The 18,244-nt window shown below is 66.6% G+C and carries 22 protein-coding genes and 1 pseudogene; 16 read left to right on the forward strand and 7 right to left on the reverse strand.

Annotation, left to right across the window (positions count from 1 at the left end):
• Positions 1-438: 438 nt before the first annotated feature.
• The 6 genes and pseudogenes from AB0E63_RS33020 to AB0E63_RS33045 all read left to right on the forward strand — a co-directional run bounded on the left by AB0E63_RS33020 (position 439) and on the right by AB0E63_RS33045 (position 4,208).
• Positions 439-1,092: a Gfo/Idh/MocA family oxidoreductase gene (locus AB0E63_RS33020; protein ID WP_360374927.1), complete on the forward strand. Its 654-nt coding sequence runs from the start codon at positions 439-441 to the stop codon at positions 1,090-1,092.
• The gene (locus AB0E63_RS33025) at positions 1,089-1,409 is read left to right on the forward strand and encodes an alcohol dehydrogenase catalytic domain-containing protein (RefSeq protein WP_360374929.1); all 321 of its coding nucleotides are present in this window, start codon (positions 1,089-1,091) and stop codon (positions 1,407-1,409) included. Before AB0E63_RS33020 ends, AB0E63_RS33025 begins: the two co-directional genes overlap by 4 nt.
• Positions 1,399-1,446 (forward strand): annotated as a pseudogene (locus AB0E63_RS33030) (hypothetical protein); the annotation flags it as partial. The gene AB0E63_RS33025 and the pseudogene AB0E63_RS33030, both read left to right, overlap by 11 nt.
• Positions 1,447-1,539: 93 nt before the next feature.
• Complete coding sequence (locus tag AB0E63_RS33035) at positions 1,540-2,106, forward strand: zinc-binding dehydrogenase (protein ID WP_360374931.1); 567 nt, start codon at positions 1,540-1,542, stop codon at positions 2,104-2,106.
• A gap of 174 nt (positions 2,107-2,280) precedes the next feature.
• The gene (locus tag AB0E63_RS33040) at positions 2,281-3,480 is read left to right on the forward strand and encodes a hypothetical protein (protein WP_360374933.1); all 1,200 of its coding nucleotides are present in this window, start codon (positions 2,281-2,283) and stop codon (positions 3,478-3,480) included.
• Between the two features lie 5 nt (positions 3,481-3,485).
• Entirely contained in the window at positions 3,486-4,208 is a 723-nt protein-coding gene (locus AB0E63_RS33045) for a hypothetical protein (RefSeq protein WP_360374935.1), read from the forward strand.
• A gap of 831 nt (positions 4,209-5,039) precedes the next feature.
• Here AB0E63_RS33045 and AB0E63_RS33050 read toward each other — a convergent pair.
• Complete coding sequence (locus AB0E63_RS33050; RefSeq protein ID WP_360374937.1) at positions 5,040-5,435, reverse strand: hypothetical protein; 396 nt, start codon at positions 5,433-5,435, stop codon at positions 5,040-5,042.
• Positions 5,436-5,832: 397 nt separating this feature from the next.
• Here AB0E63_RS33050 and AB0E63_RS33055 point away from each other — a divergent pair, with 397 nt between their 5' ends.
• Positions 5,833-6,306: an anthrone oxygenase family protein gene (locus AB0E63_RS33055; RefSeq protein WP_360374939.1), complete on the forward strand. Its 474-nt coding sequence runs from the start codon at positions 5,833-5,835 to the stop codon at positions 6,304-6,306.
• A gap of 310 nt (positions 6,307-6,616) precedes the next feature.
• On the opposite strand, the gene AB0E63_RS33060 is transcribed toward AB0E63_RS33055, so the two are convergent.
• The gene (locus tag AB0E63_RS33060; protein ID WP_360374941.1) at positions 6,617-7,096 is read right to left on the reverse strand and encodes a hypothetical protein; all 480 of its coding nucleotides are present in this window, start codon (positions 7,094-7,096) and stop codon (positions 6,617-6,619) included.
• A 90-nt stretch (positions 7,097-7,186) separates the two neighbouring features.
• Between AB0E63_RS33060 and AB0E63_RS33065 the strand changes: the two genes are divergently transcribed.
• From AB0E63_RS33065 to AB0E63_RS33075, 3 genes are all read left to right on the forward strand, one after another.
• The gene (locus AB0E63_RS33065; protein ID WP_360374943.1) at positions 7,187-7,762 is read left to right on the forward strand and encodes a TetR family transcriptional regulator; all 576 of its coding nucleotides are present in this window, start codon (positions 7,187-7,189) and stop codon (positions 7,760-7,762) included.
• 328 nt (positions 7,763-8,090) lie between these two features.
• The gene (locus tag AB0E63_RS33070; protein WP_360374945.1) at positions 8,091-8,702 is read left to right on the forward strand and encodes a hypothetical protein; all 612 of its coding nucleotides are present in this window, start codon (positions 8,091-8,093) and stop codon (positions 8,700-8,702) included.
• Positions 8,703-8,750: 48 nt separating this feature from the next.
• Positions 8,751-8,951 carry a hypothetical protein gene (locus tag AB0E63_RS33075; protein WP_360375055.1) on the forward strand — a complete coding sequence of 67 codons (201 nt, stop codon included), beginning with the start codon at positions 8,751-8,753 and terminating at the stop codon, positions 8,949-8,951.
• Between the two features lie 294 nt (positions 8,952-9,245).
• Here AB0E63_RS33075 and AB0E63_RS33080 read toward each other — a convergent pair whose 3' ends face one another.
• Positions 9,246-9,593, reverse strand: coding sequence for a hypothetical protein (locus tag AB0E63_RS33080; protein WP_132286811.1), 348 nt, complete (start codon positions 9,591-9,593; stop codon positions 9,246-9,248).
• Positions 9,594-9,701: 108 nt separating this feature from the next.
• On the opposite strand from AB0E63_RS33080, the gene AB0E63_RS33085 reads away from it, so the two are divergent.
• Together AB0E63_RS33085 and AB0E63_RS33090 are read left to right on the forward strand one after the other, a co-directional pair.
• Positions 9,702-10,676, forward strand: coding sequence for an NAD(P)-dependent alcohol dehydrogenase (locus AB0E63_RS33085; RefSeq protein ID WP_360374947.1), 975 nt, complete (start codon positions 9,702-9,704; stop codon positions 10,674-10,676).
• A gap of 253 nt (positions 10,677-10,929) precedes the next feature.
• Entirely contained in the window at positions 10,930-11,499 is a 570-nt protein-coding gene (locus AB0E63_RS33090; protein WP_360374949.1) for an IS110 family transposase, read from the forward strand.
• 372 nt (positions 11,500-11,871) lie between these two features.
• On the opposite strand, the gene AB0E63_RS33095 is transcribed toward AB0E63_RS33090, so the two are convergent.
• Positions 11,872-13,170, reverse strand: a complete 1,299-nt coding sequence (locus AB0E63_RS33095; RefSeq protein ID WP_360374951.1) for a S8 family serine peptidase — start codon at positions 13,168-13,170, stop codon at positions 11,872-11,874.
• Positions 13,171-13,370: 200 nt separating this feature from the next.
• Between AB0E63_RS33095 and AB0E63_RS33100 the strand changes: the two genes are divergently transcribed.
• On the forward strand, positions 13,371-13,607 hold the full coding sequence (locus AB0E63_RS33100; RefSeq protein WP_360375057.1) for a hypothetical protein: 237 nt from the start codon (positions 13,371-13,373) through the stop codon (positions 13,605-13,607).
• A gap of 129 nt (positions 13,608-13,736) precedes the next feature.
• Positions 13,737-13,928 (forward strand): hypothetical protein, encoded by a 192-nt coding sequence (locus AB0E63_RS33105; protein WP_360375061.1) that lies wholly within the window; start codon positions 13,737-13,739, stop codon positions 13,926-13,928.
• A gap of 297 nt (positions 13,929-14,225) precedes the next feature.
• On the opposite strand, the gene AB0E63_RS33110 is transcribed toward AB0E63_RS33105, so the two are convergent.
• A complete protein-coding gene (locus tag AB0E63_RS33110) occupies positions 14,226-14,903 on the reverse strand; it encodes a class I SAM-dependent methyltransferase (protein WP_360374953.1) in 678 nt (225 codons plus the stop codon).
• Between the two features lie 217 nt (positions 14,904-15,120).
• Here AB0E63_RS33110 and AB0E63_RS33115 point away from each other — a divergent pair, with 217 nt between their 5' ends.
• Positions 15,121-15,501, forward strand: a complete 381-nt coding sequence (locus tag AB0E63_RS33115; RefSeq protein WP_360374955.1) for a BlaI/MecI/CopY family transcriptional regulator — start codon at positions 15,121-15,123, stop codon at positions 15,499-15,501.
• Positions 15,498-16,445 carry a M56 family metallopeptidase gene (locus tag AB0E63_RS33120; protein WP_360374957.1) on the forward strand — a complete coding sequence of 316 codons (948 nt, stop codon included), beginning with the start codon at positions 15,498-15,500 and terminating at the stop codon, positions 16,443-16,445. The genes AB0E63_RS33115 and AB0E63_RS33120 overlap by 4 nt, the downstream gene beginning before the upstream one ends.
• Before the next feature lie 352 nt (positions 16,446-16,797).
• Here AB0E63_RS33120 and AB0E63_RS33125 read toward each other — a convergent pair whose 3' ends face one another.
• Together AB0E63_RS33125 and AB0E63_RS33130 are read right to left on the reverse strand one after the other, a co-directional pair.
• The gene (locus tag AB0E63_RS33125; protein ID WP_360374959.1) at positions 16,798-16,932 is read right to left on the reverse strand and encodes a hypothetical protein; all 135 of its coding nucleotides are present in this window, start codon (positions 16,930-16,932) and stop codon (positions 16,798-16,800) included.
• A 587-nt stretch (positions 16,933-17,519) separates the two neighbouring features.
• Positions 17,520-17,957: a hypothetical protein gene (locus tag AB0E63_RS33130; protein WP_360374961.1), complete on the reverse strand. Its 438-nt coding sequence runs from the start codon at positions 17,955-17,957 to the stop codon at positions 17,520-17,522.
• Positions 17,958-18,244: the final 287 nt, after the last annotated feature.

Genomic DNA, 18,244 nt, shown 5'->3' on the forward strand with positions numbered 1-18,244 from the left:
AAAGCGTCTGCCGGGTCGGCAGACTGTGACACTACAAGATACTCGGCGACCGATCGACAAGCATCTGCGGCGCTTACTCGGTACGTCCGGCTGTGGCACGACGGCGGCTCCGCGATGGGCGCATTCCTCGCCGGCGATCGCTTGCCTCTCGGCATCCCCGACACGATCTGAACAGTCGCTGCCATCACCGCTGTTTCCGGCCCTCGTCGTCCCCCAGGTGCTCGACTTCGCGGTGACCGACCTGGTCGAGCGATCTGCACTCCGTCCACGACGCACTGACCTTCCGCACGTTCGAACAAGAGTTACCGAACGCGGTGGCTCCACGTACGCCGAGCTCGTCACCAACGGACCGCAGGAACCATTCAACTCTCCGCGGGAAACGCGCCAGCGGCCGCCAATGAGGCACGGGCGCTCGTCGGCCTCGCCGACACCGTGGGCGTGCCGTTCCTGGTCGGCTACAACCGGCGGTTCGCTCCCGTCTACCGGCGAGCCAAGGAGCTCCTCGCCGACCGGCCGGCGACGCTGGCCACCTTCCAGAAAACGCGCCGCGAGCGGTTCTACCGCGCCTCACTCGACAACCTCATCCACATGGTCGACCTCGCCCGCTTCTACTTCGGCGAACCCGACGACGTGACCGCCGTCGCGACGTACGACGATCCGTTCTGGGAGGAGAACCTGTCGGCCACCCTCCGGTTCCCGCGCGGCCGGATCGCCACCGTCATCGGCAACCGCAGCAGCGGCATCTGGTCCGAACGGGTCGACCTGTACGGCGCCGGCCAGACCATCACCGTGAACGCACCAGGTGAGATCGTCGTCGCGACCGAGGACATCGAGCACGTCGAACGCCGCTCACCGGCGGCGTCCGGGTACGACGATCCCGTCGACGCACTCGGGTTCACCGCACAGACCGAGCACTTCCTGACCGCGGTGCGCCGTCGTGGCACGATCACCGAGAACACTGCCGCCAGCGCGCTCGCGACCCAGGAACTCATGGAGCGCATCCTGGCCGCCGCAGGCCTCCCGGTCGACGATGCCGCCGTACGAGAGCTGCCGTTCGTACGACGGGACCACGCCGAGCGCGGGGTGGTGTGACGACGGTGCCTCACCAGGTCGTACTCGGCGGGCCGCAGTACCTGCGGGTCGCCATCCAGCCGGCTGGCACACCAGGCCCGGACGAACTCATGATCGCGGTCGATGCCGTCGGGATCTGCGGTACCGATCTCGAGCTGCTGGCCGGATCCATGGGCTACCTGACCATCGGACGCGCCAGCTACCCGATCGTGCCCGGTCACGAATGGACCGGGACCGTGACGGCCGCCGGGCCTGACGTGGACGGGTTCGTCATCGGCGACCGGGTCGTCGGAATGCTCGATCGGTTGCGGAACTTGCAACCTGTGCATCGCGGGTGATTACCACCTCTGCCCGGATCGCACCGAGACAGGCATCCTCGGCCGACCAGGCGGAACGGCGACCACACTCGTCTTCCCGTCCCGCGCTGCCCACCGGATTCCGCCGGACGTCGACCGGCTCGACGCCGCGTTGATCGAGCCACTCGCCGTCGCCTACCGCGGCCTCCAGCGCCTGTCGCCGAACTCGGGCCGGCCGGTCGCGATCGTCGGGGCCGGGACCATCGGCCTGCTGTGCGCCATGACCGCCCGAGCACTCGGCACCGATGGTGTCGTGATGGTCGAGCGATGCGAGGCCCGCCGCGAGTTCGCGGTCAGTCTGGGCTTTGACGTCACGGTGTACTCCGGCGAACGCTACCGCCACGTCATCGACACCACCGGCACTACTTCGGGCACCGCCGCAGCACTCGACCTCACCGCCGACGGCGGCCGCGTCGTCATCCTGGGACTGTGCGGACAACCCACCGCACCGCTCGACATCGACAGCCTCGTCCTCCGCGACCTGACCCTCATCGGCAGCCTCGGTAGCCCCGGCGTCTGGCCCCACGCCATCGAACTGGTCGCCACCAGGCAGGTCCAGCCCTCGGCCCTCATCAGCCACCACTACACCTTGGCCCAAGCACCAGACGCCTTCACGCTCGCCGCCGCTGCAACGCCCACCACCCGAAAGGTCGTCCTCAACCCCCAACAAGACCCGTGACCTATCCGATGTGGGGACTGAGGAAGACATCTCCATCGACCGCAGCGGCGACTCGACCGGGACGGGCTTCGGCACATCGTGAGATGCGTCAGATGCTTGCGCGAAGACCAGTCATCGGTTTGTAACAGAGGATCAATCCTGGGCAATAACCGAAGGGGCGAAGCCAAAGGCTTCGTGGGGAACTCAGGGGGATTCGTAGTGAATCATGCAATTGACCTGCAATCAGCCGATTCGGGGGCGGTCAGCGAGCGGGATCTGCAGGAGTATCGAGCCTACCTGCAGCGCGCCGAGACCCGATTGTCGACTCTCCACCGGGTCGCCGGCGCATTCATCAGCGGGGCCGGACTACTCACGCTGCTGCCGTTGCTGTTGAGCGGAACATTTTCCGGCCTGCTGGCCTTGATCCTGTTCTATCCGAGCCCAGGGATGCCAGCGCCTGCGTCCATCCAGCGCTGGCTCACGTTGGTCCCAGTACTGGCCTCGATCACGATGCCGTTGGCTGCGTTGTACTTGCTGATCCGGGACTTGATTCTCTTCTACTTCACCGCGCGTACCTTCAAGCGAGAGGGAAAAGGGCTCATCTACCCTCGCTTCGTCCTGTCCGGAATCATGGTCTCGGAGTCGTCGCTCGATGGATCGCTGGAGATGCTGAGAAGAGCGCGAGACGACGAGTACGTACAGGATCTGCTCGTACCCAGCCCAGCCAAGCTTCGGCGCCGGATGATGAAGGATGCGCAGTCGATCGGCGACCTCACCAGTCTTACTTTGAATGACAACGAGGCCTACGTCGCAGACTCGCTACAGCAGTACGTGTTGCGACAGACTGCTTCCCACATCCGAACCCTCCCGGAAGAGGCGGCGAAGATGGAGGCCTCGATCGCCCGCCATCTTCGGTTTCTACGAGGACTGGTCCTTCGATACGCCAAGGCCTTCCTGCTCACGATCGCCACGACCGTGGTGACCATCGCGGCGAGCGGTGTGCTCACACTGCTTCGACCAGTCGACGACGTACGGCTCGAGGCCGTGAATCCTCAGTACGTGTGGCTGTCCACGCTGATCATCTACGGTGGTTGGGGGCTGGTCGCAGTGGTCATCGTCCGGCGCCCCGTGTTCTGGCTGTACGCCGACACGAGCAACACGAAAACCAAGCGCACACCCCAGTCGCTGCTGAACTTCGAGCGCGCGACCCTCGCGATCGGCGTCATATCCAGCCTGGCGATCGTGATCGATGCCGTGATGTACGTAGCGTCGAGCGAGAACATCAGCCCGGTCGCGGCGATCATGACTCTCGTCCTGCTGGCGATTCTGATCGCCACCATAGGCTACGCGGTGCAGGCGTTCGCCACTGAACGAACTGATGGCAGAAGGCGATGACGAGCATGTCATCCGATGCCTCGCCACAACCGCACCGCGTTGCCGAAGGCCTGACGACCAAGCTCTCCAAGCTGCGCAAAGAGATCGCCGACCTGGAGAGGATACGAGCGGAACTCGAGGTCGACTACCGTCGAGCGAAGCACAATCTCACCGCCAAGGTCGAGGAGGATGTCGCCTTCATTCGCGACGCTCGCCGAGAGGTGGAGCAGATCACCTCGATCCTGCACGGGACCGAGCTCTTCGGTCGATACGCCGAGGACGCCGATCATCATCTGAAGATCGCGAACCGATGGAGGTACGGCGCAGTGGGGACACTGCTGGCAGCTTCCTGTCTGGCCGCCTCACTTGCGCTGGCCGGCAAGCTCGAGGTTACGACGAGCGTGTCCGTGATGTCCTTCCTCATCGCGCTGTTCCTCTACGCGTCGATCGAGTCGCACAACCACCGGCGGCGCGAGTTCGACCGCCGACGCATCGCGTTGCGGGTGTCTGCCATCGAATCGTTCACCAAGCAACGTCGTGAGGGTGGCGATCTAGCCGCTCGCAAGAGAGCCGAGGACTTGCTGGACGAGTTCGTCCGCATGCACTTCATCGCACCTGAACTCGACTCGAACGACATTACCCAACTGACACCAGGCACCGGCCTCTTCAGAACCAGAGAGCGATCACCACAACCACGATCGCGAACCGCGAATCCGCCTCAGCGACGCGTGCGGACACCCCAGATGTGACGCCCCTGGAGGTGTCTCGGTCTGCTGGGGCGTGACCTCACGCTCATCAACTCAGCAGCCGTCGCGGCCCGGGCCTCACGGCGCCGCGGGCGACCGGCGCTACCGAGAATCGGCGGGGCCGGATCGACACCACCGTGAAACTCGAGGTTCACCAGTACGTCGTACTCGGTGATCACGCCGAGCGGCACCCCGCCGTGGACCACGGGTACGACGCCTGCGTCGGAGGCGAGCAAAGTACACGAGACCTGCTTGAACGACAGTTCTGGGGCCACGACGACCGGAGACCGGCTCAAGCGCGACCATCCGGTCGTCAGGAGGAGCATCCGATGGATGTCGGGAGCAACGAGGCCGCGGACATCCCGGCCGCCGAGGTCGTCCCCAGGCCGCAGCACGAGTACACCCAGCGGCTGCTCAGCGCGGCGCTCAGCCTGACGCAGGTCGTGTGACCGTGCTTGTCCAGGCCCAGATCCTCGAACTGCTTGCGGAGCAGCCGCGAGAGCTCGGCCGCAGCTATCTGTTTCATGAGCCATGACCTGGCCGTCGGTACGCATCATCGCCCACATTGTCCTTGCCATGCCGACAGGCCGCATAGTCGAGAGCGGCCAACCGACGAGCTGTTCGCGAACCGAACCTCCAGGACTACCGGACAGCCGAGAACTACTCACCGCCAGACTGGGCAACCGCTCCGCCCTCCCGCCATGCATGGACCTTTGAGCGAGGGCTTGGACAACACGAACCACAGGTGCGTGCGCCGGTTCGCTAGGGCTGATCGCGGAGCGGCGGTCGCACACAAGCCTGCGGCGCGCGGGACGCCGGCGACTCACCGCAGGATCATCCCTTGTACAGGCAGAAGGAGTAGATGAAGCGGCCCGTGGTCGTGCTGTCGCCTCCTGGCTCGAGATACAGCCATCCGTCGCCACGGGGCTGATAGCTCAAGCTGACGGTCTTCGTGACCTTGCGGCCCGACGTGCCGAGAAGCGTAGTGAAGGTGCTGGAGCCCCCCAGCGCATTGCGCACACGGATCATCTTGACGGTGCCCGAGATCTTGTACGTGATCTTCACCTTGGCACTGCCGCCTGGCCACCCCGGTACGCATATCCCTTCCACCCCGATGGTGTCCGGTTCGTTCCAGGAGCGCACGCAGGTCACCGCTTCGGCCTTGGTCGCCGCCGGGACCGCCACGGCCGTGGACATCAGGAGTGCAAGCATCGGCATCAGCACGAGCACTCTCGTAGGGACAGGGTCACAAACACTCCTTTGGGTGGTTCTGGACACGGTCAGGTTAGGGATCGGCATTGCCGCCGCACTGCCCGTACTGCGCCCGTACCGTTCGGGCCGGTTGCGGAATGGGTACCGTGCAACGAAGGATTCTGTGCATGATGCCTACAGCAACCATTCGCCTGATCTGCACTGCGGACCTGGAACGCGGGAAGGACAGGAAGATGAACGGATTTGACGTGCAACGTGGGTCGAACGAACACCTCATCGAGCTGGGTGGAGACGCGGTCGGCCCGCCAATGCCGCCGCCAGAACCTCCTGATCCGCCGACACCACCGCTGCCGCCGGACCCGCCCGAGCCACCGGATCCGACGCAGCCAATGCCGTCCCCTGGCCCGATTCGGGCATGAGGTCTGGGATCCTGGCCAGGATCGCACGATCCGCGAGCCAGATCTGTTGCGGAATCCTGGTCGGCGTCGCGCTCACCGTGCTCGTCCTCGAGCTCGCGCTGCGGTCGCTCGACGGGCCGCACTACGTCGTCGTCCGGCAGGCGGAGTACGAGTACTTCACCTGGTTCATCGGTGCCGTCTTCGTGGCGACGCTCATCGCAGTGGTGACGGCCGTCACCCAGGCGTACAAGGCAGACAGGTCACTGCTGCGACCGACGCTCATCGCGCTGGTCCTGATCCTGCTCGCAGTTGCCGTCACTCTCGTGGTCAACGGTCCGATCAACCTCGAACAGCAGCGATGGAACGCACAGGCGCCGCCGACGGACTGGGCGCGCATACGCGATCGCTGGCAGATGGCACACGCCGTACGAACGGCCGCGCTCTGCGTGGCACTCGGCTACCTCACAGCCCCACCCCGTCGCGGGCGGTAAGGCCACACGTTGCGCCACGAGCGGGAGGGACCGCCGAATCGGCCCGGGTTGGACCCGCTGCTTCCGGGCGTCGACCCTGCTGGACTCGACCACAAATGGCCCGCAGTCAATCTCAACAGGACACGACTCGTGCGTGCGACCGGCTCAAGAGACCCCGTCCGAAACGACCTCAGCGGCCGCCGCCATCCACTCATCATTCACGAGCGAGACAGTCAGCCGCCGACCGCTGTGCAAGCCGCGTTGTCACAGCTCGCCGCGTGCTCCGAACTCGGGCCCACCGAACCTGCATGGTGGGGGGACCGTTGGCTCTTCATCGGGCGGCTCGGATCCGTGCGGCGGCGGCACGGAGCACGCCGGGTACGAGTCTGCGATGTACGGCGGACAGCGGCGGCCAGACGACATTGCCTACCTGCCGGTCGTAGTGCAGGAAGGTGACCAGCGACACTCGCCCAGGGATCTTCTGTACGACGAGGTTGCCGGTCAGGAACCAGGACGCCGCCTCGAGCCGGATCCAATCCTCGCCGCGGGCGCCGATCTGCCATCCGGCCACGGTGGCCGGCGATCGTCCCCGGGAGAGTCGGAGACCGAGGAGGACGCGCCAGATCAGCAGCTCGGCGACGCTGGGGAGGTCGCCGAACATCGCTCGAGCCCACTGCTCCGGTGTCGCGTTCGCGTCAGTGTCGATGGTGAACTCGTCGGCGTAGTCGATGACAGTCAACGAGCTGAGAGCGCGGACGGCCTCGGGGATGCTCTGCGTCCCCACGGCTGTGTCGACAAGGCGGACGGTCATGGGGTGTCTCCGTTCATATATACGATGCCGTATAAATGAGGCTAGCCGACTTATACGGTGGCGTATATATCGAGTGAGGTGACGCACAGCGTGGGCGCGACTCGAACGCCGCGGGACAGGTGGGTCGAAGAAGGGCTGCAGGCTCTGGGCGACGGTGGCCCGGATGCCGTCCGTGTGGAGGCACTGGCGAAGAAGCTTGGTGTCACGAAGGGCGGGTTCTACGGCTTCTTCGTCGACCGCAACGCGCTGCTGGAGGCGATGCTCGACACCTGGGAGCGGGAGAGCACCGACGAGGTGATCGAACGTGTCGACCGCGAGGGCCGTGATCCGAAGACCAAGATCCAGCGCGCTGGAATGCTCACCTTCTCCAGCGACCGCCTGTTGCCGATCGACCTAGCGATCCGAGACTGGGCTCGACGTGACGAGGCGGTCGCCGAGCGCCTGCGACGCGTCGACAACCGGCGGATGGCGCTGCTGCGCGAGATGATTGGCACCTTCTGCTCCGATGCCGACGAGATCGAGGCACGCAGCCTGCTTGCCTTCTGCGTAGCGATCGGCGAGCACTTCCTCGCCGCCGACCACGGCGACCGCACCCGATCCCAGGTCCTGCTCCGCGCCGCCGACCTCCTGCTCAACCGCCCGAAGAGCCCGACAGCCACCCCCTAGCCGCATGAGGCCTCGACAGCGCATGGAACGCGAATCGCGTGGGTACACGCCTTCTGCCCGCGTCGGTATCTCTCAGCGACGCGCGGCCACCGGGAGGGCGAGGGTGGCGGTTGGTCTGAAGGCAGTGCCCGCCCCCCTCGCCGGTTCCCGAGCAGGACCGGCGCGGTACGGGCCGCACTCACAGTCGCCGCGCGAGTAGCGGACCGTTCGATCCGGATCGATGGCTGCATTTCCATTGCTGGACGTCCACAATCACGCCCGGACAATGTTCGCCACCGGACGTGATTTTGCGTCAGCAAAGAGTGATCATGGAGGTACAGCTAGGGATGTGAGCGTTGTGGCGGCGGATCTGCGGCCCAGCATCAGGGTCGGTCTTGGAGTCAGCGGGCTCGCTCTCGTCGCAGTTGGGGTGCTGCTCGCGTTCCGCGGCGCCAGCGATCTCACTGCGCTGGGAGCGTTACTCGTTGGCGCGGTCGTAGCGGTTACCGGCGTGACCGGGCGGCTGCCCAGGGAGGTCGGCCTGCAACGCGTCACCTTCGGCGCCGATGATCGGAGCGCCCAGGCCTATCGAGTGGCCTTGTACGACGCTGTCCGGCAGGCGTTCCCGGAGATCGGCCCACCGAGCCGGGACAAGGACTGGCACCCGCAACGTCCGACCTATTGGGTGGACGAGCTCCAGCTCCGCGTCGTCGTCCGGTGGGCCCAGGACCGGTCGGTGCATCTCGATGTCTCGACGGTCGAGTCGGACGTCTCCGGGACGCGCGAGGCGGTCGCCGTACTCCTCGTCACGAACGTGGACGAGATCGATGACCTCGCTGCCGCCGTACGGTCGTGGACGGGCGAACGGGCGGCGGTTGTGCGTTGGCGTTCGAACGAGGACAACGCCGCTCTGCGGCACACCGCGCGCCGCCTGGGCACCCCGGACGGCCAGTCGCAGTAGTCGGTCGCGACGACCAGGACCATCCGGCTCGGAGACCCCCGGTACCGCCTGCACGGCGTCCTCGAGTACTCCACCGACCCACTAGTGTCCACCGACATCATCGGCAACCCGGCCTCATCGATCTACGACGCCGGACTCACCCGCGTCCACGACCGGCACGTCAAAGTCGTCGGCTGGTACGACAACGAATGGGGCTTCTCCAACCGCGTCGTCGACACCCTCCAACTCCTCACCAGCAACGACCGGTAGAACCCCGTCATGGACCAGCTGTCACCACAGCACGGCCGCCCGCAGCGCGCGCGAGATCCCCCATGAGTATCCGCGATTTGTGCCACGAGTGATGCCACGGGAGTCGGTCTCGAGGTGCGGCAGGTCCTAACCCAGCTGATCGTCGCGTGCCGAGCCGCGTCGAGAGCCGACTGGACGCGCCGGTCGACCACCAGCAGCGAGTTGAAGCCGTCGATGGACGACGGGCGTGCCAATCTCGTGCCGCCTTCTCGCACGTGCCGCTTGGTTCGGAGGTTCCGCCTACCGAGCCGGAGGCTAAAGCCAGATGTACTCCTCGGCGACCGCTCCGTCGCGCCATTTCGCGATGGTCACCATCCGGCCACCGCCTTCGAACTCGCCGACCACGCAGGTCCACTCCCCGGAGCCGAAGCTGATCGGGTGGGAGGCGACCTGGATCGGCGTGCCACCGGTGGACTCGACCAGAGCCTCCATCGCCGCAATGTGCTCCTGGATACCACGGGTGGGCGGCTGCCCTTTGACTTCCACAAGCACGTCGTCGGTGTGGCAGCGGGCGAACACGCCATGCCAGTCGGCCCGGTTCCATCCGTTGAAGTCGAGCTCATTCATGCCCTGGAGATTGCTGGTTACCTCGTCGTCCGCCATGGCCAAGGCCTCCTTCCGGGACCAGTCCGCGTCACCCGCATTTCACCGTATGCGGAACTGACCGTGTCGGTCGAGCGTCCGGGCTTGCTACGTTGCCACCATGACCAGGTGGGCCACGGGGCGGGCGTGAAGGCGGTCGTCTACGACCGGTACGGGTCCCCCGACGTGCTGCAGGTCGAGGACGTCCCGGCACCCTCGCCGGCCGCCGGCCAGGTGCGGGTGAAGATCGCCGCGACCTCGGTCAACCTCAGCGACTGGGAGTGCCTGCGCGGCTCGCCCGCGTACGCGCGGATCGGCGGGCTGCGTTCCCCGGCTCGCCGGACGCTCGGATCGGACATCGCCGGCCTGGTCGACGACGTGGGGGAACGGGTGACCCGGTTCCGACCCGGAGACGAGGTGTACGGCGACAACCTCGGGATGATGGGTGGCTTCGCGGAGTACACGCTCGCGCCGGAGTCCGCGCTCGCCCACAAGCCGGCCCAGCTCACGTTCGCCGAGGCGTCGACGATCCCGCAGGCGGGCGCGATCGCACTTCAGGGCACGGCTAGGGCCGCGCCGGGTCGCCGGGTTCTGATCAATGGCGCCGGCGGAGGGTCGGGATCGTTCGCGATCCAGCTCGCCAAGCGGCTCGGTGCCCACGTCACCGCGGTCGACAACGCCGCCAAGCTGAACTTCATGCGGTCGGTCGGCGCTGACGACGTGATCGACTACCACCGCGACGACTTCACCCGGACCACCCAGCCGTACGACCTGATCCTCGACCTGGTCGCGCACCGGTCGGTGTTCGCCTACCGGCGTGCGCTGGCACCCGGCGGCACCTATCGATGCGTCGGCGGGTCGGTACCCACGCTGCTCCGCGTGCTCACCGTCGGCTGGCTGGTTGGGCGGCTCACCGGTCGCGCAATCGGGATCCTCGCCGTCAAGGAGGGTCCGGCCCAGTTCGAGCCGCTGGCCGCCCTCTGCGTCACCGGGGACATCAGGATCCACATCCACCGCACCTTCGCCCTCGACGAGGTTCCCGCCGCGCTCGCTCACGTTGGCGAGGGACGCGCCCTCGGCAAAGTGGTTGTCGACCTCTCCTGACGCAATTCGAACGCGTCCGTCCCCCCGGCGCCTCGCACGCCCGCTCCTCGATATGATTGCGATTCACTGTCAGCGGCTACTTGTTCCATTGACGTCACGACCGGCGTCTGACGAGGCTCGGTCGAGGTGTCTGAGGTTGTCGCTCTCATCGCCGCTGCCCACGGATCGCGTTTGGCTCTCACTGATGCCACCGACGCGCACTCCGTGGCATTGGTCGGAACCCGCATGACGGGACTGCGTCCGGTGGTGGCCGATGAGCAGCTCGAGGTACTCCGCCTGCTGGTCGACCGCCGCCGCGTTCTGGGTGAGGAGCACCGGCACCGGCCTGCTCGACCTGCACGGCATCGGACCCTCCGGTGCTGCTCGGTTGCTGGTCGAGGTCGGCGACATCACCCGCTTCCCCGACCGCGCCCACTTCGCCTCCTGGACCGGCACCGCACCCATCGACACCTCCTCCGGCGACCACGTCCGCCACCGCCTCTCCCGAGGAGGCAACCGCCAAATCAACCGGGTGCTGCACGTGATGGCCGTCGTCCAGCTACGCAACCCGACCCAAGGACGTGCCTACTTCGATCGCAAGAAAACAACCGGCAAGACCTCCATGGAAGCCATGCGCTGCCTCAAACGACGACTCTCCGACCTGATCTACAAAACCATGCTCGACGACCTCGTCGCCGCGCAGAAAACAGGCCCGGGAGGACAACCAGGCAACGACGCTGTCTCCAGCGCGACCGGCTCACAGCCCAGCACCGGCTCTTCGGACAAGTCACTTCCCGGACCCGCCAAGACCAAGCCTAACCGCACCCTTCCAACCGCGCCTTGACACAGAAGGGAACCATGAGCGGACGTTTGACGCACCAGGGGTTGTTCGGGCCGGCAGCGCATCAGATCGCCACGGACAGCCGGTACATGTGGCCGCCAGGACGGTTCGAGACCACCAGCGGGCCCTGCGATTTGGTGCCTACGAACGCCCATCGGCGGGTTCTGTCAATGGCTCTGACAATGAAGAGGAGTTGGATCATGCCAAGATGCCAACGTGCGGTGGCTCCCATCGGGACTCGTCTCATGCCGGGGTGAATCCCGTCATTGGCAAGGACTCGTATCTGAGCGAGTCCCACGCAACGAGCGCGGGACTTCGAGTCACAGAGGGCGAGAGTGGGGCGGGCTAGTGGCCGCCCCACTCACCGCTTCGGTGTCAGGAGGTGGCCGCCAAGGCGTTCACCATGCCGGCGCCGAAGAAGGTGGTGCTCGACGGCCCGCCGGTGCACTGGCGGACGTCATCGGCCGGCCAGACGGCCGGGCATGCCGTCGGCGTCGCAGTGCGCCGAATCTGCGCTGCCACGGCACCCGGGCTCCAGTTGGGGTGGAGCTGACGGATCAGCGCTGCCACCCCAGCCACGTGAGGCGATGCCATGGACGTCCCACTGATCCAGACCCAGCGGGCGCCGTTGGCGTCCTCGACCCCGCGCCCGGCGGCGGCCAGTGCCTCCCACTGCCCGGTGTCGTCAGTTCTCGACCAGGCGGCAAGGACCCGGCCGAACGTCGTACCAGGCGTCTGCGCCGCGTCGCCACCTGGCGCCGTCACGTCCACGGTCGGACCTCCGGTGTTGGAGTAGCTGGCCAGCGTCGTGACGCCGGAGGCCGACACCGCGACCACACCGGGGAGTTCAGCAGGCGTGACTCGGCAGTTGTTGCGCACCTCGCGGGTCACGGCTGTGTCCGGCGGCCAGTCCGGGCTGATGGTGTCGGTGGTCGGGTGCCCCAGGTCCTGCGCCTCGTTGCCGGCCGCGGCCACGACCACGACGCCGCGCTGCTGTGCGTACCGTGCAGCATTCCGCAGGTCCGCGAGGATCGCTCGCTGCTCGGCGTCGTTGCCGCAGAAGTACAGCCACGGGTCGGCGAACAGGCTCAGGTTCACGACGTCGAGTCGCTGGTCACCGGCGTACCGAAGCGCGGCAGCCACCGAGTCGGCGAAGCAGAAGCCCGCGATGGTGCAGGCCTTGATGGCCACGATCTTGGCACGAGGTGCGACGCCGGCGATGCCGACGCCGTTGACCCGGCCGGCGATCGTGCTGGACACGTGCGTGCCGTGGCCTTGCAGATCCTGTACTGCGGCCTTGTTGCTGCAGTTACCGTTGGCGATCTCCCGCGGGTCGGCCGTCGGCGTGGTCGAGAAGATGAACGAGCACGACCGAGCGACGTCGATGCTGCCGACAAGGTCGGGGTGGGTGAAGTCGACCCCGCCGTCGATCACCCCCACATCGACGCCGTCGCCAGCGGCGTTGGCGTACGACGCCGCACCGACCCCGATCGCACGCATGTCCCACTGACACGCCGACAGCGGCTCGGGTCCGGCTGCGACACCGAAGAAGGCCTGGCAGTTGGCAGAGGCCGTCGCCGGGGTCAGTGCGCCGGGTGTAACCGCCGACGCTGGGGTCAGCAACCCCAGCGTCAGCGTGAGCACAGCTCCCACGAGCAGCACGAACTTCCTCATCTGATTCCCCTTCCCCTAGGGAGGCGCGACGACTCGGAACGGAACCGGCGCACCGCCCAATCAATGCCTCATGATCGATCCGCACAGGGAGTCGTGCAACGCCTCAGCCAAGGTCGTTCCGCGTGGGTCGCGTGAGGACCTTCCCCGGAGGATGATCCCCCCAGGGAACTAGATGGATGTAGCGCCGTTGGTAGCTGGCCATTGTCGAGACCCTCGGGGCGCGACCGCTGTTCTGCGACCTGCTCAGCCACGCCGCGACCAGCCTCGAGCACAACGTGTCGGTCGGCGCCGTCTACCCCGCTGCCAACCCACCACCCACCCTCGCCCAGGTCTATCTCCACGAGCCGGACCTCGCCGGCGCGCGCCCGATCTTCCTTCCCACCATGAAGCGCCTCCTCGCAGCCATCGCCGCTGGCCTGCGCACAGTGCGTCCCTAAATCCCCGCCAGAGCAGGTGGGTCAAATGTCGCGGCAAGCCGAGACGGATGACCGATCTGGTCCGCGAGCCTAGGTGCTTGGCTGGATTCGCCGGGCGATTCGCCCCGTCATGACGCGAAGGAGACAGTGATGCGACAACCACCTCGCCGGATCTGGACCAAACTCGAGGCGGGCGAGAGCGCGTTCGGCGTAACGATTCAGCTGCCGAGCCCCGAGTCGGTGGAGATCGCCGGGTACACGGGTTACGACTTCGCGTGGATCGACGCCGAGCACGGGACAGCCGTCGCAAGCTTCTTCACCGCAGGGCTGGTCGCTTGGTAGCCCGCCGTGCTCACCATCCGCAACGCCAGCTCGTGATGCAGGATCATGTGGCCAGCGAAGGCCACGTCCGCATCGTTGTGCTCGATTTCGAGGATGTGCTCGCCTGCGTACCCGCACCGGCCTGCGTCGCGCCCGGCATCGCATCGGCGTCACTGCTGCCGTCGCCACAGCCGGCCAGGCCCGCCGCTGCAGTGAGGACCGTGGCCACGAGGGAGGCTAGCGATCGACTGAGGTGCTTCATGTGTGTCCTTTCGGGGCCAACGCCAGGCAGCCGCCACCGAAGCACAGCCGGCTTGTTCAGCGTTTGCGGAACACGAGCAGTTCGGTGAGAGCTCCGCTGAGAGGTTCGAAGTGGCTGCCTAGTAGGTCAAGGCCGCGGCGCTCCAGTAGCTCGATGGTCCAGGCGCGTGGCGTCAGCATGTAGATGGCAGCATTCTCGGCGACCCAGGTCTTCGTCGTCTGCTCGTCCAGGCAGTTTTCCGTGACGATGTCGAAGGCGACAACGCCGCCTGGACGAACCACCCGGGCCATTTCCTCCAGGTACCCGACAGTCGTGACGAAGGGGATGTAGACGAAGAGCTTGTGCGCCTGGACGAGGTCCACCGACTCGGTCGGGGTCGCCGACAGCGTGTGACCGTCAGCCGGACACTCCACCAGATGGGGAAGCCTTCGCAAGTACGGAAGCCAGTCGGACGCCGTCTCATAGATCTCGTACGCCGAGGGCCGAAGCGCCTCGATGATCTTCTCGGCGTACCGCCCGGATCCAGGACCGATCTCGCACACCCGCTCGACCCCGTTGCTCAGGGCACCTATTTGCAGCAACGCCTGGACCGCCGCCGCCGTCACCTGCGGCTCGGCACTGTACCGGTCGAGGTAGTCCCCCACCGTCAGGCCGGCACGTTTCGCGGCCGCGATGGTCTCCTTCGCCGGCAAGAACGGCTGGATGGCCGGATCAGTCGTGTACGCACGGATCATCTGGACACCCAAAGGCCGCAGGGCATTGTTGATACCTTGACGCGCGAAACTTGCTACGGACATGTTCTCCCCCCGGACTCTCTGGTCCGCAATGTCACCGTAGATCTACTATCGACGATAGTAGTTAGTGCCAGGGCCCAGGACAAGGGTCAGAACCTGGTGATGGCCAAATCGGCTGGGTTCGGGCATCATCGGCGAGCAGAGGGGGTTAGGTGGCATGCGGGGATTCGGTGAGCTCGAGGCGATAGTCATGGACTACCTGTGGAGTGTGGACTCTCCTGCCACGGTGCGAGAGGTCCTGCATGGCATCCGCACTCCGCGGCCGTTGGCCTACACCACGGTCCTGACGGTGATGGACAAGCTGCACAGCAAGGGATTCCTCGCGCGCCAACGCGCGGGTCGCGCCTTCGTCTATCGACCGACCAGAAATCGCGCCGAGTACGCCGCCGAACTGATGGGCGAAGCACTGGCCGACAGCGGCGACCCGACGGCCGCTCTCTTGCGCTTCGTCGCACAGATGCCCGCCGACGAAGTCTCCCGGCTGCGCACGTTGCTCCATGGTCCAGCCCGCGGCGGATCCCGGAGGAAGTCCGGATGATCATCGCCATCACCCTCTACAGCTGTGCCGCCCTGATGGCGACCGGCGGCGCCTGGCTGCTCCGGGAGGCCGCCTGGCCCGCGCAGGCGCCACGCGTCGCCATCGCCGTCTGGCAAGCCTTGGCGACCTCGGTTCTGCTGTCGGTGACACTCGGCTCGGTCGCGCTGTCTGTACGGCTCCATCTGGACAGCAGAGACATAGCGCAGCTGTTCCACATCTGCGTGCAGAACCTACGGACTGCCTACGCCACACCAGGCGACGCCGCCACGACCACGATCGCACTCGTCGTCCTCGTACTCGTCTCCGCCAGAGCAGCATGGGGAGTCAGCACAGCACTACGGCGGGCTGCCCGCGACCGCCGCCGCCAGCTGCAGATCCTGGACCTCGTGGCCCGCCGGGACCCTGAACTCGACGTACTGGTCCTCGATCACCCGACAGCCGCCGCCTTCTGCCTCCCAGGCCGGAACCAGAACATCGTCGTCACCGCGAGCGCCCTGGCCCTGCTCACCCGGGCAGAGGTTCACGCCGTACTCGCGCACGAGAAGGCCCACCTCCGCGGCCGACACCACCTGCTGCTCGCAGTCAGCCAAGGATTGGTTCGGGCCTTTAGTGGTGTCCCGGTCTTCGTGTGGGGCGACCAGCAGGTACGGCGCCTCGTCGAACTCGTCGCCGACGACCAGGCCTGCCGTCATCACCGGAAGTCCGACATCGCGAACGCCATCCTTCAGCTGGCCCACAGCTCAGCGCCTGCCGCCGCTCTCGCGCTCGGCGCCGAAGCCGTCGCGCTGCGCCTCCACCGCCTCACCGGCCGCCGTCGGCAATTGCGCCGCACTACCCACAGCATCCTCTGCGCCCTCGTCGCCGCCACACTGATCGCCCCTGTCGTCCTGGCCGCCTTCCCAGCCTTCCTCTTGGCCGGCATGGACTACTGCGGCCTCACCTGACCACCCGATCCGCCGTGGTCACTCAACCCCTTGAGACACCTGAATCGACGCGAATCAGCGATCAGCCACAGGGAACAATGCACATTCCGATCTCGAGAAACCTCAGGTCAGGATCAACATTGCGAGTCATCAGCAACCGTCGGTGACTCTCGGCTGGAAATCAGCGGTTCACGGTTCGCCCGTCCGACGACGGATCGAACAGACTCGGCGTTTGGGACGGTGCGGTCAACGGGTGGCGTGCGGTCGGTATCGACGACGAGGCGGAGGCATACCGCGTAGCCAGTGATCTCGGCGTCCAGTACGACGCTCACGGTCCGCGACCGGCAGACCCGGTCCGCAAGGTCGATCCGGCTCAGCCGGTCCAGCGGGCCGAGTGGACCACCGGCGAGCTCGACGCGTGGATCGCGACAACGGTGAGTGGCTCGGCCGAGTCCGCGACAAGGACGGTCGCGTTGCCCGGATCCCCGGGCGGCGTCGATGCCGTCAATTAAGCTGCTGTCACCGCCGAGCGTGGTTCGGCCTGATGCCGTCTTTGGGCCGGGCGGACGGTTGCGGCAGCGGCACGGCTACGACCTCGGGCTCGAGGCGCCGCAGCTGCTGCCCGATGCTCCCGGCGCGGCGGTCCAGGCGTTGGATCTGGTGCACGCGATCGATCACACGCTGGCGTGCACGCTGCCGATGTTTCTGGACCGCAAGCGGCTGAGTTTCGGGGTGCGGCGTCTGCTGGGCTGGCTGGAGCGGTTCGAGGGTGAGTCGTGGGAGCAACGGTGGCTGGCCTCAGGGGCCGAGCTTGCTCCTCGATCATGGCGGGCGTTCGTCGAGCCGGTGACGCCGCCAGCCGTGCTTGGGCCTGCGGTGAACGCGCTGATGGTGGCTCGGGTGCTGCGGCCCTCATACGGTTGGCAACTTGGCTTCAAGGCCGGCGCGCACCTGCCGCAACGCATGCTGGCGGTCAATGACCCTGAACAGCTGCAACGGTTGCGGGCACTGCCGACTTACCGAGCCGCGCTGGAGCGGCACCAGTTCGATGCGGAGGCGTGCCTGTCGCGGGTGTTGATCCGCACCGGCCGGCGCCTACAGGAACTGGAAGGCGAGCATCTGCTGCATTACGCCGACGTCGTCCGCACGTCGGGTCGCAACCGTCGCGAGCACCTGGCCTGGGAGCTGCTGGTTGCTCTCGGCCCCTTCGCGGCTGAACCGGCCACGCTGCGCGCGGCGTGGTCGGCCAAAGGCAACACCCGCCAGCACACGGTCGAGACCCTGGTCGACCGGTACGGCATCCCACCCGGCGGGGTCCGGGACCTGCTGGTCGACTATCTGCGCGAGCTGAAGCCGTCGATGGACTACGGCACCTTGCAGGGCTGGGCCTACCGGCTGGTGCGGTTGTTCTGGTGGGAGGTGCTGCAGATCAATCCCGCCCAGGCAGATCTTCGGCTGGATCCGGCGACGGCAGCCGAGTGGCGGCAGCGGCTCGCGGTCACCACCGATGGCCAGCCGCGCCGCGAGATCCACTCGACGCTGTTCGCGGTCCGCGGCATGTATCGGGACCTGGCGGAGTGGTCACACGACGAACCGGCCAGGTGGGGGCCATGGGTCGCTCCCTGTCCGGTGTCGCGGCACGAATCCAAGAGCGCGTCGAAGGCGAAACGGCACCAGCAGTCCCGCACCCAGAATCGCACTCGGATGCTCGCGCCGTTGTTGCCGGCGCTGCTCGTCGAGGCGGCCCGGCGCAAGGACTGGTCCGCGCGCCTGCTGGCCGCCGCCGGGCACGCCAGCCATGGCGATCGATTCGCCGTCGC

The sequence above is a fragment of the Kribbella sp. NPDC026596 genome, assembly GCF_040638415.1.
In the GTDB taxonomy this organism is placed as follows: Bacteria; Actinomycetota; Actinomycetes; order Propionibacteriales; family Kribbellaceae; genus Kribbella.

Bases quoted from the DNA above. Each gene is read 5' to 3' on its own strand.
- AB0E63_RS33045 (WP_360374935.1), top strand. From the start codon at position 3,486: ATGTCATCCGATGCCTCGCCACAACCGCACCGCGTTGCCGAAGGCCTG.
- AB0E63_RS33055 (WP_360374939.1), top strand. From the start codon at position 5,833: ATGAGGTCTGGGATCCTGGCCAGGATCGCACGATCCGCGAGCCAGATC.
- AB0E63_RS33060 (WP_360374941.1), bottom strand. From the start codon at position 7,096: ATGACCGTCCGCCTTGTCGACACAGCCGTGGGGACGCAGAGCATCCCC.
- AB0E63_RS33080 (WP_132286811.1), bottom strand. From the start codon at position 9,593: ATGGCGGACGACGAGGTAACCAGCAATCTCCAGGGCATGAATGAGCTC.
- AB0E63_RS33090 (WP_360374949.1), top strand. From the start codon at position 10,930: ATGAGCAGCTCGAGGTACTCCGCCTGCTGGTCGACCGCCGCCGCGTTC.
- AB0E63_RS33095 (WP_360374951.1), bottom strand. From the start codon at position 13,170: ATGAGGAAGTTCGTGCTGCTCGTGGGAGCTGTGCTCACGCTGACGCTG.
- AB0E63_RS33105 (WP_360375061.1), top strand. From the start codon at position 13,737: ATGCGACAACCACCTCGCCGGATCTGGACCAAACTCGAGGCGGGCGAG.
- AB0E63_RS33110 (WP_360374953.1), bottom strand. From the start codon at position 14,903: ATGATCCGTGCGTACACGACTGATCCGGCCATCCAGCCGTTCTTGCCG.
- AB0E63_RS33115 (WP_360374955.1), top strand. From the start codon at position 15,121: ATGCGGGGATTCGGTGAGCTCGAGGCGATAGTCATGGACTACCTGTGG.
- AB0E63_RS33120 (WP_360374957.1), top strand. From the start codon at position 15,498: ATGATCATCGCCATCACCCTCTACAGCTGTGCCGCCCTGATGGCGACC.